Source organism: Kitasatospora sp. NPDC057936 (assembly GCF_042887525.1).
Taxonomy (GTDB): domain Bacteria; phylum Actinomycetota; class Actinomycetes; order Streptomycetales; family Streptomycetaceae; genus Kitasatospora.
This window is the reverse complement of the sequence record NZ_JBHVPD010000115.1, coordinates 16,230-30,346: the sequence shown is the minus strand read 5'-3', so window position 1 is coordinate 30,346 and position 14,117 is coordinate 16,230. Positions and strand designations below refer to the sequence as shown.

The 14,117-nt window shown below is 73.2% G+C and carries 14 protein-coding genes; 7 read left to right on the top strand and 7 right to left on the bottom strand.

From position 1 onward, the window contains the following. The first annotated feature begins 169 nt into the window (after positions 1–169). Both ACFVU9_RS39450 and ACFVU9_RS39445 read left to right on the top strand, forming a co-directional pair. The gene (locus ACFVU9_RS39450; RefSeq protein WP_387601969.1) at positions 170–1,591 is read left to right on the top strand and encodes an RNA-binding protein; all 1,422 of its coding nucleotides are present in this window, start codon (positions 170–172) and stop codon (positions 1,589–1,591) included. Continuing rightward, a complete protein-coding gene (locus ACFVU9_RS39445; protein WP_387601966.1) occupies positions 1,588–2,244 on the top strand; it encodes an HAD family hydrolase in 657 nt (218 codons plus the stop codon). Before ACFVU9_RS39450 ends, ACFVU9_RS39445 begins: the two co-directional genes overlap by 4 nt. A gap of 23 nt (positions 2,245–2,267) precedes the next feature. On the opposite strand, the gene ACFVU9_RS39440 is transcribed toward ACFVU9_RS39445, so the two are convergent. Beyond that, positions 2,268–2,999: an SDR family oxidoreductase gene (locus ACFVU9_RS39440; protein ID WP_387601963.1), complete on the bottom strand. Its 732-nt coding sequence runs from the start codon at positions 2,997–2,999 to the stop codon at positions 2,268–2,270. 104 nt (positions 3,000–3,103) lie between these two features. Between ACFVU9_RS39440 and ACFVU9_RS39435 the strand changes: the two genes are divergently transcribed. Continuing rightward, positions 3,104–3,955, top strand: coding sequence for a helix-turn-helix transcriptional regulator (locus ACFVU9_RS39435; protein ID WP_380443515.1), 852 nt, complete (start codon positions 3,104–3,106; stop codon positions 3,953–3,955). 123 nt (positions 3,956–4,078) lie between these two features. On the opposite strand, the gene ACFVU9_RS39430 is transcribed toward ACFVU9_RS39435, so the two are convergent. Further along, complete coding sequence (locus tag ACFVU9_RS39430; RefSeq protein WP_387601960.1) at positions 4,079–4,921, bottom strand: hypothetical protein; 843 nt, start codon at positions 4,919–4,921, stop codon at positions 4,079–4,081. Positions 4,922–5,059: 138 nt separating this feature from the next. Here ACFVU9_RS39430 and ACFVU9_RS39425 point away from each other — a divergent pair, with 138 nt between their 5' ends. Both ACFVU9_RS39425 and ACFVU9_RS39420 read left to right on the top strand, forming a co-directional pair. Continuing rightward, a complete protein-coding gene (locus ACFVU9_RS39425; protein ID WP_387601957.1) occupies positions 5,060–5,380 on the top strand; it encodes a cupin domain-containing protein in 321 nt (106 codons plus the stop codon). Further along, positions 5,377–6,033 (top strand): tetratricopeptide repeat protein, encoded by a 657-nt coding sequence (locus tag ACFVU9_RS39420; RefSeq protein ID WP_387601954.1) that lies wholly within the window; start codon positions 5,377–5,379, stop codon positions 6,031–6,033. Before ACFVU9_RS39425 ends, ACFVU9_RS39420 begins: the two co-directional genes overlap by 4 nt. 166 nt (positions 6,034–6,199) lie before the next feature. Here the strand turns inward: ACFVU9_RS39420 and ACFVU9_RS39415 are convergent, their stop codons facing one another. Next, positions 6,200–6,892: an aspartate/glutamate racemase family protein gene (locus tag ACFVU9_RS39415; protein WP_387601951.1), complete on the bottom strand. Its 693-nt coding sequence runs from the start codon at positions 6,890–6,892 to the stop codon at positions 6,200–6,202. A 47-nt stretch (positions 6,893–6,939) separates the two neighbouring features. After that, positions 6,940–8,802 carry a CocE/NonD family hydrolase gene (locus ACFVU9_RS39410; protein ID WP_387601948.1) on the bottom strand — a complete coding sequence of 621 codons (1,863 nt, stop codon included), beginning with the start codon at positions 8,800–8,802 and terminating at the stop codon, positions 6,940–6,942. A gap of 268 nt (positions 8,803–9,070) precedes the next feature. Between ACFVU9_RS39410 and ACFVU9_RS39405 the strand changes: the two genes are divergently transcribed. Beyond that, positions 9,071–10,192, top strand: coding sequence for a HoxN/HupN/NixA family nickel/cobalt transporter (locus ACFVU9_RS39405; protein ID WP_380443503.1), 1,122 nt, complete (start codon positions 9,071–9,073; stop codon positions 10,190–10,192). A gap of 66 nt (positions 10,193–10,258) precedes the next feature. Here ACFVU9_RS39405 and ACFVU9_RS39400 read toward each other — a convergent pair whose 3' ends face one another. Then, the gene (locus tag ACFVU9_RS39400; protein ID WP_387601944.1) at positions 10,259–11,209 is read right to left on the bottom strand and encodes an SGNH/GDSL hydrolase family protein; all 951 of its coding nucleotides are present in this window, start codon (positions 11,207–11,209) and stop codon (positions 10,259–10,261) included. A gap of 123 nt (positions 11,210–11,332) precedes the next feature. Here ACFVU9_RS39400 and ACFVU9_RS39395 point away from each other — a divergent pair, with 123 nt between their 5' ends. Next, a complete protein-coding gene (locus tag ACFVU9_RS39395; RefSeq protein WP_387601941.1) occupies positions 11,333–13,201 on the top strand; it encodes an FAD-binding dehydrogenase in 1,869 nt (622 codons plus the stop codon). Between the two features lie 7 nt (positions 13,202–13,208). Here the strand turns inward: ACFVU9_RS39395 and ACFVU9_RS39390 are convergent, their stop codons facing one another. Continuing rightward, positions 13,209–13,772, bottom strand: coding sequence for a S26 family signal peptidase (locus ACFVU9_RS39390; RefSeq protein WP_387601938.1), 564 nt, complete (start codon positions 13,770–13,772; stop codon positions 13,209–13,211). Further along, on the bottom strand, positions 13,769–14,116 hold the full coding sequence (locus tag ACFVU9_RS39385; protein ID WP_359968280.1) for a metalloregulator ArsR/SmtB family transcription factor: 348 nt from the start codon (positions 14,114–14,116) through the stop codon (positions 13,769–13,771). The genes ACFVU9_RS39390 and ACFVU9_RS39385 overlap by 4 nt, the downstream gene beginning before the upstream one ends. Position 14,117: the final 1 nt, after the last annotated feature.

Genomic DNA, 14,117 nt, shown 5'->3' with positions numbered 1-14,117 from the left:
GCGTACGCGGGCAAGAGCGTCACGCTGAAGTTCACCGGCACCGAGGACGCCTCGCTGCAGACGAGCTTCGTGATCGACGACACCTCCATCCAGACGAGCTGACGGAGCACTGACCGGCGGTGGCTCCTGCCGCGTGGTCCGGCCGGCCCGGCTGGCTAGACTGCGCGGCATGCCTCCCGTCCTCCGCCTGAAAGGCCCCCACGACCACCACTCCCGCGAGAGCCACGCGCAGGCCTGCACGGCCGCCGTCGCCGACCTCGCGCTCGACGCCGGGGTGACCCGGCTGACGCTCGACAACCCGGCGCTGACCGGGTTCTTCTCGTTCTCCCAGCGCCGCATGGGCATCAACGGTGACGGGCTGCACGGCCTCTTCGACTATCGACAGCGGGGCTACCACGACGGCGCCGAGGTGCCGTTGGCCACCGGACTGGCGCTGGTGCGCGCGATGGTGCTGCGGCACGGCGTGTGGTGCCGCCTCGACGGCGACGACGGGTTCTTCGTCCACGTCGACGACGAGGGCGAGTTGTACGTCGGCGGGGCCTTCCCGGGCGCCGCCGTGGAACGGGTTCGGGCGCTGGGACTTGACGTCGACGAGGTCCAACAGTCGCCGTACGTGCGGGAGTTGGACGATGTGGCCGACGCGCGCCCGGCCGACGACGCGTTCTGGGCGGAGGTCGGCGCGCTGGCCGAGGCCCGCGGCGCGGTGCTGCTTGAGGAGCAGTACGTCCGCAACGGCCGCCGGTGGTACGAGATCTCCTCCGTCGAGGAGGTCGCGACCGTGCGGGCGAAGCTGACGCCCCGCGCCCGGCTCGCCGTCTGGCCGGCCCTCTCGCCCGACACCGACGCCGTCCTGGCCGCGATCGAGCGGCGCGGGCCGGTCGCGCTGCTCGTCGAGGAACCGCAGCTCGGCGACTCCTTCCCGGCGTGTGTCGCCGAGCGGCACACGTCCGTGCGCAAGGGCCGGGCCGCGCTGATCCCCGTCGACGCGGCCGATCGCCACCCGCTGCTGTCCGCCGAACTCCCGGACCTGGATGGCGTGTTGCGCACTCGGTGGCGCCTCCAGCCGACCCGCGCCGAGCGGCTGCGGACCTACCTCGGGACGCTGTGGGCCGGCGACCGGGTGTGCGGGGTGGTGTCGACGGGCCTGGACGACATCGGTGTGCACGTGAACCTCGGCGACGGTGTCGGGCGGTACGCCGGATTCCTGCGCGTCCCCGACATGTCCTGGAGCCGCTTCGACTCGGTGGAGGACGTCGCGCCGGTGGGCCGGGAGATCGAGGCGCTCGTGTTGAACGTCGAATTCTCCTGGGAGCAGGTCAACTTGTCGGTGAAGGGCCTCCTGCCGGACCCGTGGCAGCTCTTCGCCGACACCGAGCCGGTCGGGCGGATGTTCACCGGAGTGGTCCGCAAGCTCCTCGTGCCGGGGGCGCTCGTCGACCTGCGCAACGACGCCGGCCTGGAACTGGGCGGCCTGCTGCCCGCCGAGGACGTCCCGTCCTGGGTCGAGGAGGGCTCCGAAATCGCCGTCGTCCTGGAGGAATTGGACCTCGACCGGCGCCGCATCCTGCTCCGGCCTAAGCTGAGCGGATGATCAAGCCGATTGAGTTGGTGATATTCGACTGCGACGGTGTCCTCGTGGACAGCGAGGTCATCGCCGCCCGCGTCCAGATGCGCCTCGGCGCGGAGCTGGGCTGGCCGCTGACCCTGCCCGACGTGGTCGAGCACTTCATCGGCCGCTCCGAGGCCGCCAACCACGCGGTGGTCGCCGAGCGGCTCGGCACGGCGACCGCCGACCGCTGGCGCGCGCGTTTCGTCGAGCTCCACGCCGAGGCCGTGGAGGCCGAGTTGGAACCGGTGGCCGGGATCCACGAGGCGCTCGCCGGGATCGCCGAGCTCACCCTGCCGACCTGCGTCGCGTCCAGCGGCTCGCACGACAAGATGCGCCACACCCTCGGCCGCACCGGCCTGTACGAGCACTTCGCCGGGCGGATCCACAGCGCCACCGAGGTCGGGCGCGGGAAGCCCGCGCCCGACCTCTTCCTGCACGCTGCGCGGAGCATGGGCGTGGACCCGGCCGCGTGCGTCGTCGTCGAGGACAGCCTGCCCGGCGTCCGGGCGGCCCGCGCCGCCGGGATGCGCGCCCTCGGCTACGCGGGCGGCCTCACCCCGGCGGAGCGCCTGGCCGGGCCGGACACGGTCGTCTTCGACGACATGCGGAAGCTGCCCGAGCTGATCCGACCCTAGGGCGGGTCTTTCGGGTCAGGCGGCTACCAGGGCAGGGTGGTGCCGTACTCGCTCAGGAAGCGGCCGGTCGGGCCGTCGGCCGCCGCGGTCACCTGCGCGGCGATCCGCCGGCCGCCCTCCTCGGCGGTGAGCGAGCCGGTGTGGTCGTTCAGGTCCGTCGCGCAGAAACCGGGTTCGACGGAGCTGAACTTCACCCCGGCCTCCCGCAGGGCGCGGGCGTAGACGAGCGTGACGGCGTTGAGCGCGGCCTTGGACGTGTTGTACGCGAGCAGGGTCGCGTGCTCCCACACCGGGGAGTCCGGGTCGGCGAGGAACGACGTGCTGGCGAGGCCGCTGGAGACGTTGCACACGCAGCCGGCGGACGACTTCCGCAGCAGCGGGAGCAGCGCGTTGGTGACGGCGACGACGCCGAACACGTTCGTCTCGTACACCTCCCGCATCGCGGCGACGGGCAGCCGGTCGGGCGTGTGCTGCCGGTCCCGGGTGATGCCGGCGTTGTTGACGAGGGTGTCGAGCCGGCCGTGCTCGGCCTCGACCTGCTCGACGGCGACGCCGATCGACGCCTCGTCGGTCACGTCGAGCCGCACGAAGTGGGCGTCGAGCCCCTCGGCGGTGAGTCGGGCGGCGGCCGCGGTGCCGCGCCCGTGGTCACGGGCACCGATCAGCACGGTGTGGCCGGCCCGGCCCAGTTCGCGGGCGGCGGCGAATCCGACACCCTTGTTGGCGCCGGTGATGAGGATGATGCGCTCGGTCATGGCATCGAGCCTGGCCCGCCGCGGGCGGCGCCGGGAGGGCACTGCCGAGGGTGGTATCGCCGGTGCCATGGTCGCCGGGCGAGCGGACGGGCCACACTGGAGGCGTGGAACACGTCGACCGGGCGGAGCTCGCCGCCTTCCTGCGCCGCTGGCGGGCGCGCGTGCAGCCGTCGGACGTCGGCCTGCCGGCCGGCGGGCGCCGCCGCACCCCGGGCCTGCGCCGCCAGGAGGTCGCCCAGCTCGCGGGCATGTCGGTGGAGTACTACATCCGCCTCGAACAGGGCCGCGGCCCGCGGCCGTCCCGCCAGATGCTCGGGGCGATCGGCCGGGCCCTGCGCCTGTCCGACGACGAGCGCGCCCACCTCCACCACCTCGTCGGCGAGCAGCCCGGCCCGCCGCCGGGCCTCGACCGGGAGGTCAGGGCGGGCGTCCTGCACCTGCTCGACCGGCTCGACGACACCCCGGCGGTGGTGTGCAGCGCGGTCCGCGACCTGCTCGCCTGGAACGCCATGGCCGCCGCCCTGCTCGGCGACTACTCCGCCCTGCCGCCCGCCGAGCGCAACCTGATCTGGCGCTTCTTCACCGATCCGGAGAGCCGCTCCCGCCACGACCCGGCGGGCGTCGAGCAGTTCAGCCGCGGCGCGGTCGCCGACCTGCGGGCGGCGACGGCCCGCTACCCCACCGACGCGGGCGTGCGCGGCCTGGTCGACCGCCTGCTGTCGGCCAGCGCCGAGTTCCGGGAACTGTGGGCGCGGCAGGACGTCTCCGCCAGCCGCTCGAACCACAAGCGGATCCTGCACCCGGTCGTGGGCCCGCTCGACCTCGACTGCGAGGCGCTGCACGACCCGAAGCGCGACCAGTGGATCATCCTGTACACGGCGGCGCCCGGCACGCCCTCGCACGAGGCGCTGCGGCTGCTCAAGGTGGTCGGGAACCAGGACCTGGCGGTGCGGTAACCGCTTGCGGGGCTCCGGGGCTCCGGCCCGCTGGTGCGTCGTGTTCAGGTTCCCGGCCGGCCGTCCTGGGCTCGACGGCGTTCCGGTGGTCCGCGAGGTCGGTGACCGGACTCGGTCCGGGCCTCAGCTGTCGCCGGCCGGGAGCCGCCACACGAACGGGAAGAAGTCCCGCTTCCACTGCTCGGACCTCGCCAGGGCGTCGGCGGCCGCCGGGGCGCGCAGGAAGGTGCGGTGGCGCAGCAGTTCGCGGCGCTCGGCGGGGGTGAGCAGGCGGTCGTCCTCGTCGAGGTTCTCCGGGTGGTCGGCGGGCAGGTCCGGGTGGCCGTCGATCGGCACGCACTCGGTGACGTTGAGGTGGTCGCCGTCGGCCGTCCGGTAGTCGAGGCGCAGCTCGGTGCGCCACTGGGAGTTGCTGCCCCAGCCCTGCGAGAGGTCGACGGTCGGGCGGTGGCGCCGGCGGAAGGTCCAGTAGATCGGCCAGGCGTCGGCGACCCCGCGCTCCGCGTGCGCGGCGCCGGCCCGGACCCGTACGCCGGCGCGGCTGAACAGCAGCTCGCCGAGCATCAGTCCGGGCCAGCGCAGGCCGAGCACCTCGACGGGCGCGTCCCGGTCGTCGGCCTGGTCGACCTCGGCGATCTCGTGGTGGAAGGGGTCGAAGGCGCCGTCGTCGACGATCGGGGTCATGCCGAGCGAGGCGAAGAAGCCGAGGTACTCCTGCCACGTCCGGGTGTCGTCCAGCAGGAGGTAGTCGCTCACGCGGCTCAACGCGTAGAGCTCCCAGTTGAGTTCGCGCCCGTCCGGATCCTCCCACCACGGCTGGTGCCGGGCCGCGGTGGCGAGCTCCTCGCGGTAGCCGGCGTGCAGGGCCCGGTCGAGCCAAGGGGTGACGATCTCCTCGTACCGGTGCGCGCCCTCGTAGTCCAGCAGTGCCTCGTAGAGCGCCCGCGCGCCGACCTCGTCCGTCATGCCGGGAGCCTACTCGCAGGTTTTACCGAACGGTCGACCAATTGTCCGCGCAGGTCGCGTAGCGTCCGGGGCATCCACCGAACGCGAACGACGCGGACGCCTGCCGCCACGGCCGGGCGTGCCGCCGGGAGGCATGCCGTGAACCTTGTCCACACCGCTTCGTCCCTGCCCGGGGCCTGGGAGTCGGCGCTCCTCGCCGAGGTCGGGACGGCGGTGGTGAAGGTCCTGCGGATGGACGGCCGCCCGCTGCCGCCCGAGGTCCACGCGACGGCGGAGGCGCTGGTCGTCGTGGAGGGGCGGCTGGAACTGCTGGTGGACGACGCGGAGTTCACCGTTGCGGAGGGCGAGCTGTACCGGGTGCCGGCCGGTGCGGTCCATGCGGTGCGCCCGGGCAGTCGCGGGACGCTTCTCATCGTCGAGGTACCGGAGCGGCCCTCGTCTGGGACGATCGATTCATGATCTCGGACGAACGTTTGGACCAAGCCGCGCGGCTCTACGATCGTGCCGTATTCGGCGCCGACGCCGACGCCATCCCCGCCGCCGACCGCTGCCTCGACGCGGTGGAGGCGGACCTCGCGATGGCCCGCGGCCGGAACCTCCATGCCCGGTTCCTCGCGGAAGGGGTGGCGGAGGAAGGGGAGTTGACGCTCTTCTCGCGGGCGGATGAGCTCTACGAGGCGCTGGGGGACATGAGGGGCCGTGCCGACGCCCAGTTCTGGATCGGCACGTACCAGCAGTTAATGCGCGGGGACGCCGAGGCCGCGCGCCCGTTCTTCGAGCGGGCACTTGAGCTGGCGGAGCAAGCCGACGACGACCTCATCCGGTCCTACGCCCTGCGCCACCTCGGCATCCTGGCCCACATGGCCGGCCGGTTGGCGGAGGCCCGCGCATGGTTGGAGGAGTCCACCGCGCTGCGGAGGAAGCTGAACTTCCGTGCGGGCGTGGCGGCGAACCTGGTGGGCCTGGCGTACATAGCCGCCCAGGAGGGCCGGGAGGACGATGCCGTCGCGACCCTGGCCGAGGCGGAGCGCCTGGCGACCGAGACGGAGTCGCACGGCGTCCTGCGCTGGGTTGCGGACGCGATGCTCAAGCTTCGCTCAACTTCCGTGTAGGAAAGGGGAGTTTGGCTAATCTCAGAGGTGGGGGGAGAGAGCCCCGGCAGGCCCGGCCTGCCGGGCGCTCCCATGGGTTCAGAGCAGCCCGAAGTGGAACTCCCCAGCGGCGACCGGCGCCGGTGAACGCGGAGTGCGCCTCACGGTCGACGGCCAGACGAGTGGTTCAGGCGAGCGCTGCCGTGATCGCCGCCTCGGCGTGGAGGCGGGCGGTGGGGAAGACGGGGACGGGGCTGTCCTCGGCGTGGACGAGGAGTTCGATCTCGGTGCAGCCGAGGATGATGCCCTCGGCGCCAGCGGCGACCAGCTCGGCGATCACCCGGCGGTACGCGGCGCGCGACTCCTCGCGGACGACGCCGACGCACAGCTCCTCGTAGATGACCCGGTGCACGAGTGCGCGGCCCTCCGGGTCCGGGACGAGGACGTCCAGGCCGCCGCTCGATGCGAGCCGGCCGCGGTAGAAGTCCTGTTCCATCGTGAACGCCGTGCCCAGCAGCCCGACCCGGCGCAGGCCGGCGGTGCGGACGGCGGCCGCGGTGGCGTCGGCGAGGTGGAGGAGGGGGATGGTGACGGCGGAGGAGACCTGGTCGGCGACCTTGTGCATGGTGTTGGTGCAGATCAGCAGCAGGTCGGCCCCGGCCGCCTCCAGGGAGCGTGCGGCGTCGGCGAGGAGTTCGGCGGCCTCGGTCCAGCGGCCTTCGGCCTGGAGGCGTTCGACGGTGGCGAAGTCGACCGAGTAGAGCACGAGTCGGGCGGAGTGCAGTCCGCCGAGCCGCTCCCGGGCGAGTTCGTTGAGGAGGCGGTAGTACTCGGCGGTGGATTCCCAGCTCATGCCGCCGATCAGGCCGAGGGTCTTCATGGGGCCAAATATAAAGACAGAGGCGAATTTCATGCAAATATATAAGGCTAGCTTTGAGGGGTGTCCCGCGGTACGCGGTGCTGCCATTCCCTCGTGAAGACGACCGAGCCGGCCTCCAGGGCGCGGAGCTGGACGATGCTGATGAAGTGGGTGGCGTCGCACCGGAGTTGGGCGCGGGTCTGGAGGGTGACGTCCCAGCCGAGGTCGGGGCGTTCCAGGCGGGTGGTGTGGTCGGTGCGGGCCTGGGCGCTGAGGGGGGCGTCGGTGAGGACGCGGTAGGCGGTCACGGTGTGCTCGTCGCGGACGAGGCCGTCGGGCTGGGTGCGGGTGCCGTCGGCGGCGGGGGAGAGTTCGGTGCGCCACTCGTGGCGGCCGAGGTCGTGGACGGTGACGCGTTCGGGGCGGGCGGTGAGCGGCTCGGTGAGGTGGACGGCGAGCGGGTCGGGCAGCACCGGGGACTCCAGGACGACGGCTGTCGCGCCCACGTCGGCGGCGAGGTGGCGGACGGGCAGGGCGAGGGTGCTGTGCGACGGGTCGACGGCGTACCCGGAGCCATCGGGGGCGGGCCACACCCACGGCCAGTACACGGACGAGAGCGCGAGCCGCAGCCGGTGCCCGGCCGGGAGGGAGAACGCGCAGGCGGCCAGTTCGACGGTGACGTCGGCCGTGCCCGACGTCACCAGTACGCCCCGGGTGATCAGTTCCGACGTCCCGTCCGGCCGGACCGCGCACAGCCGCGCGACGATCAGAGCCGGCCGCTCGTCCTCGCGCAGCCGCAGCCGGACGGACGGGATGCCGAGGACCTCGACGGGCTCGGGCTGCGGCCGGGAGTCGAAGCAGACCGAGCGCCCGTCCTCCTCGCGCTGGTCCGGCGCCCGGTCGGCGGGCCGGCCGAGCGGGACGTAGGCGCCCGCGTTGAGGCCGGTGTGCTGGGGCGAGCGGACGTGGACGTAGCGGTCGTCGGAGGTGGTGCCGGCGGTCTGCAGCTGGCCGTCGAGGGCGTAGTGGATCTCGCGGACGTCGGGGGAGGGCCAGACCTCGTCGCCGACCCACCGGGTGCCGAGCAGGCTGCGCAGGGCCGGTTCCCTGCGGACGCCGGTGTCGATGTCGCGCAGCCAGTGGTCCCACCAGCGGAGGGTCTCGGGGAGGGTGTCCTCGGGCAGGCCGTGCGGCCAGGGGCCGACCAGGGCGCGGGCCTCGGGTGAGGTGGCGAGCAGGCGCAGGACGAACGAGCAGGACGGGTCGCCCCACCCGGCGATCGCGAGTGCGGGGACGGAGACCGGGACGGACGTCTCCCCGGCGGCGAGCCAGCGTTCGGCCGGCGGTTCCAGGGATTCGAGCCGGGCCAGCCACTGCGGGCGCCAGGCGTCGCCGACGTGGCGGGGGTCCGGCGGCCGGGCGGCGGAGGCGACCAGGGCGGTGAGCCGGGTGTGGAGGTCGGCGGCGAGGACGGCGCCGCCGAGCCGGTGGCCGCCCTCGGGGCAGGCGGCGACGACGGCGCGGACGGTCTCGGGGGAGCGCGCGGCGAGCTGCAGGGCCGTGGTGCCGGCCGCGCCGACGCCGAGCAGCCCCACCCGGCCGCTGCACCAGGGGCGGGCGGCGAACCAGGCGATCACGGCGGTGCCGTCGGCGAGCTCCCGGTCGTCGCCGGGGGTGACCGGCAGGCCGCCGGAGTTGCCGTGACCGCGGGTGTCGACCCGGACGGCGGCGTAGCCGTGGCCGGCGTACCAGGGGTGGCGGCGGGCGTCGTCGGCGGCGGACCAGTCGGTGAGCCGTCCGGCGGAGTACTCCAGGAGGGCGGGGACGGGTTCGTCGCTGACCGGCCGCCACACCCGGGCGGACAGCTCGGTGCCGTCGGGCAGGGGGATGCGGACGTCCTCGCGGGTGGTGTGGAAGGGGTACGACGGCATTGCCGCTCCCATCGGGTCCCGGGCCGGTGAACGCCGACGGGGGTGTGCGTGCCGGCATTCCGACCCTAGGGGAGGAGTCGGCCGATTTCCTGATGAATCGGGCGCGGTGGTGAAGGCCCGGATTTGCACCGCCTTCACCCGGCGTGTTCGGGGCTCGCCAGCGCGTGTTTGTGTCCGCAGTGCTTCAGTATTTGCGAACGGCTTGCAACTGCCTCCCGGTCGAGGGAAGGATGTCCCCGCACTCCGCTCCCCCGAAAGGACCACAGCAATGGCCAGCCCCGCCGCAGGTGCCCCGTCCGTCAGATGGTGGCACCGGCTCACCCGCGAGGAGTGGATCCGCCTGGCCGGCATGGGCGGCTTCATCCTCGCGCTGCACGTGATCGGCTGGTTCACGCTGCTGGCGCTCGTCGCGCCCGAGCACTACGACGTCGGCGGCCAGGTCTTCGGGGCCGGCATGGGCCTCACCGCCTACACCCTCGGCATGCGGCACGCCTTCGACGCGGACCACATCGCGGCGATCGACAACACCACCCGCAAGCTGATGGGCCAGGGCAAGCGGCCGCTGTCGGTCGGCTTCTGGTTCTCGCTCGGCCACTCCTCGATCGTCTTCGGCCTCTGCGCCCTGCTGGCCTTCGGCATCCGCTCGCTCGCGGACCAGGTCGAGGCGGACGACTCGACGCTGCACCGGATGACGGGCCTGATCGGCACCACCGTCTCGGGGACGTTCCTGCTGCTGCTCGGCCTGATCAACCTGGGCGCCTTCAACGGCATCCTCAAGGTCTTCCGCAAGATGCGCGTCGGCGAGTACGACGAGGAGGAGCTGGAGCGCCAGCTGGAGAAGCGCGGGCTGATGAACCGCATCCTCGGCAAGGTCACCCGGGCGGTCACCAAGCCCTGGCACATGTACCCGGTGGGCCTGCTGTTCGGGCTCGGCTTCGACACCGCGACCGAGGTCTCGCTGCTGGTGCTGGCGGGCGGCGCGGCGGCCTTCTCGCTGCCCTGGTACGCGCTGCTGACGCTGCCGATCCTGTTCGCGGCCGGGATGAGCCTGCTGGACACGATCGACGGTTCGTTCATGAACTTCGCCTACGAGTGGGCGTTCTCCCGCCCGGTCCGCAAGATCTACTACAACCTGACCGTCACCGGCCTGTCGGTCCTGGTCGCGCTGGTGATCGGCCTGATCGAGCTGATCGGCCTGCTCGGCGAGAAGCTGGACATCACCAGCGGCCCGATCGGCTGGATCGGCTCCCTGGACCTCAACTTCGTCGGCTACGCGATCGTCGGCCTGTTCGTGGTCACCTGGGCCGGGGCGATCCTGTTCTGGAAGTTCGGCAAGGTCGAGGAGAAGTGGTCGGCGGGCCTGGTCTCGGCCGGCAGCGAGGCGGAGTAGTCCCCGGAGCGGTACGAAGGGGCGGCGGACCGGAGTGCGGTCCGCCGCCCCTTCGGCGTTCCGGGGTCAGCGCAGCGCGGCCAGCACCGCGTCGGCCATCACCTTCTCGCCCGTCGCGTTCGGGTGGAACGGCACGGCGGGCGAGCCGGGCAGCGCGCCCTCGACCCAGCGGTCGTCCGAGCAGGCGTCGTGCCCGGCGGTCGGCGTCTGCGTGTCGACGTAGACCGCGCCGCTGCTCGCGGCGGTGGCCTTGAGCATGGCGTTGAGGCTGCTCAGCGTCCGGTACAGGTACGGGATGTCGCGCGGCGCGATGGGCTGGCGCAGCACGCAGGACGAGCCGTCGGCGGGCAGCACGGACGGGTATCCGACCAGCAGGAGCTTGGCCTTGGGGGCCTTGGCGCGGATCGTGGCGATCGCGGCGGCGAGCCGGGGCTGCGCCGCGTCGATGCGGTCGGCGAGATCGTCCTCGCCGTACTGCCAGCTCCAGCTGCTCCAGTCCCAGTGGCCGTGGTTGTAGACGTCCTGGCAGGGCGTGCCGAGCGGGTTGACGACGGCGCCGGCGATGCAGGTGGCGATGACGTCGCCGATGCCGATGTCGCTGGTGCCGAGGTCGTTGCCGCCGATGCCGAGGGTGATGAGGTCGGCGTCCGGGGTCACGGCGTCCAGCTGCGGGTCGTTGACCTTCAGGAACAGGTCGTACTGGGACTCGGTGACGTTCTTGACCTTGGCCGCGGCGCAGGTGACGTCGGTGTAGGCGCCCGCGTGGAGGGCGGCGGCGACGAGGTGGCCGTAGTTGTGGTCGGAGCGCAGGCACAGGCCGGCGGACTGGCCGGGCACGCCCGCGCCGGCGGCGTAGGAGTCGCCGAGCGCCACGTAGTGCTTCGGGGCGGGGGTGGCCGCCTGGGCGGTCGTCGTGGTGAGCGCGAGCGCGGCGCCGAGGGCGACGGCGGCGAGCGCGGAATTGCGGGCGCGGCGGACGCGCGAGCGGTGAGGCTGATTCCGGGCAGGGCGGAACACGGTTCCTCCTGGGGGAGAGAAACGACGAGGTGGGGGTCGTGCCAGCCGGGCGCCACAGCTACTCACAGGTAAGTTACTGCCAGGTTTCGTGCCCGTCCATCCTCGGCGGGGAATTTCTCGAAAATGCGTCAGATGGGGCCGCAGGTTATTTCGAATTACGCTCCGGTGTGTATCGAAGGTATTTCCGAAACGCCCCGGAGCGGAATTGGTGCCACTGCTTGTCACCTGCGGCCGCCGCCGGTTGACCGGACGTCACCGCAGGCCGCAGTATCGGGCGCACAGCGACGGCGCCCGTCCCCCCGCGCCGTCCGCACCCCCGCGACGGAGGACTGCGCAATGGCCCTGGACGCCGACGTCATCGTCATCGGAGCGGGACTCGCCGGTCTCACCGCCACCGCCGAACTCGCCGACGCCGGACGGAAGGTGATCCTGCTCGACCAGGAGCCCGCGGCCTCCTTCGGCGGCCAGGCGCACTGGTCCTTCGGCGGCCTCTTCCTCGTCGACTCCCCCGAGCAGCGCCGGATGCGGATCCGCGACTCGCACGCCCTCGCCCTCCAGGACTGGCGCGGCACCGCGGGCTTCGACCGGCCCGAGGACGCCTGGCCGCGCCGCTGGGCCGAGGCCTACGTCGACTTCGCGGCCGGCGAGAAGCGGGCCTGGCTGCACGGGATGGGCGTGCGCTTCTTCCCCGTGGTGGGCTGGGCCGAGCGCGGCGGCTTCCTCGCCGACGGGCCGGGCAACTCGGTGCCCCGCTTCCACATCACCTGGGGCACCGGGCCGGGCCTGCTCGAACCCTTTGTCCGCCGGGTGCGCGCTGCGGCCGCCCGCGGGCTCGTCGACCTCCGGTTCCGCCACCGCGTCACCGGGCTCGCGGCCACCACGGGCGTCACCGACACCGTCACCGGGGAGGTGCTGGAGCCCAGCGCGGCCGCCCGCGGCGAGGCCAGCTCACGGGACGTCGCCGGACGGTTCGAACTGCGCGCCCAGGCCGTGATCGTGACCTCCGGCGGCATCGGCGGCAACCACGAACTCGTCCGCAGGGCCTGGCCCGCCCGGCTCGGCACCCCGCCCGCGCGGCTGCTCTCCGGCGTGCCCGCGCACGTCGACGGCCTGATGCTCGGCATCGCCGGCGCGGCCGGCGGGAACCTGATCAACGGCGACCGGATGTGGCACTACACCGAGGGCATCGAGAACTGGGACCCGGTCTGGGCCCGGCACGGCATCCGGATCCTGCCCGGCCCGTCCTCGCTCTGGCTCGACGCGACCGGCCGCCGGCTGCCCGTGCCGCTGTTCCCCGGCTTCGACACCCTCGGGACGCTCGAACACATCATGGCCACCGGGCACGAGCACACCTGGTTCGTGCTCAACCAGCGCATCATCGAGAAGGAGTTCACCCTCTCCGGCTCCGAGCAGAACCCGGACCTGACCGGGCGGTCGGTGCGCGGCGTGCTCGGCCGCGCCCTGCCCGGCGCCCCCGGCCCGGTCAAGGGCCACCTGCGGCACGGGCCCGACTTCGTCGTCGCGGGCAACCTCCCCGACCTCGCCCGCGGCATGAACGCCAGGACCCGCCGGCCGCTGATCGACCCGGACGAGCTGCGCCGCACCGTCGAGGACCGCGACCGGCAGCTGGCCAACCCCTTCGCCAAGGACCTCCAGGTCACCGCGATCCACGGCGCCCGCCGCTACCTCGGCGACCGCCTGGTGCGCACCGCCGCCCCGCACCGCATCCTCGACCCGGCCGCGGCGCCGCTGATCGCCGTCCGCCTCAGCATCCTGACCCGCAAGTCCCTGGGCGGCCTGGAGACCGACCTCGCCTCACGCGTCCTGCGCCCGGACGGCGAGGTGCTCCCGGGCCTGTACGCGGCGGGCGAGGCGGCGGGCTTCGGCGGCGGAGGCGTGCACGGCTACCGCTCGCTGGAGGGGACGTTCCTCGGGGGCTGCCTGTTCTCGGGCCGCGCCGCAGGCCGCGCGGCGGCGGAGGCGACGGCCTGACGATTCGTCAGTTCGCGCCGATCGGAGCCTTCCCGGCTCGGCCGGAGCCGGCGGCGGCGACGAGGGCGGCGATCCCGTCGGCGAAGAACAGGAGCGGGCCGAGGACGAGCAGGACGATCGCGCCGGTCAACTTGCCCGGCAGGGGAGGCGTTTCGACATCGGTGCCGGTGTGCCAGACCACCCGCTCGCCGAGCTGCGCCAGGTCCACCGTCGCCGTGCCCTGCCGGTCCTCGACGAAGGCCTGGCCCGGCAGGACGGTGACGTCGACGTCGCGCGGGCACGAGCCGTCCACCGGCTTCCCGTTGAGCGTGAACCGCCCGGCCCGGCAGGTGATCCGGTCGCCGGCGAGGGCCATGACCCGTTCGAGGAAGGCGTGGTCCGTGGCCGGCGGGGTGCCGAGGTAGTGGATCTCGCCGCGCTGCACGTCTTCGGCCCGGACCCGGTCGGTGAGCAGCAGGTCGTCGTCCAGGGTCTTCGTCGCGTAGCCGGTGAGGAGCACGGCGAAGCCGAGGCCCACCGCGACCAGTCCCGCCGCCCGGAGCGCGATCCTCCGCAGCCGCTTCCCGTTCACCGGTCGGCCAGGCCCAGGCGCAGGTGGTCGACGTGGTAGACGGCCTGGTCGAGCAGCGCGGCCACGTGGTCGTCGTGCAGCGAGTAGACGACCGAGCGGCCGCGGCGCTCGCCGACGACCAGGCCGAGGTTGCGCAGCAGCCGCAGCTGGTGCGAGCACGCGGACTGTTCCAGGCCGACGGCCTCGGCGAGTTCGGTGGCGGCCATCGGGCCCTCCCGCAGCCGGCCGAGGATCAGCAGGCGGGACGGGGTGGCCAGGGCCTGGAGGGTGGTGGCCACCTTGGCCGCGTTGGACGCGTCCAGGCGCATCCGCGGTACGGCGCTGTCGGCGGTCGCATGTCCCATG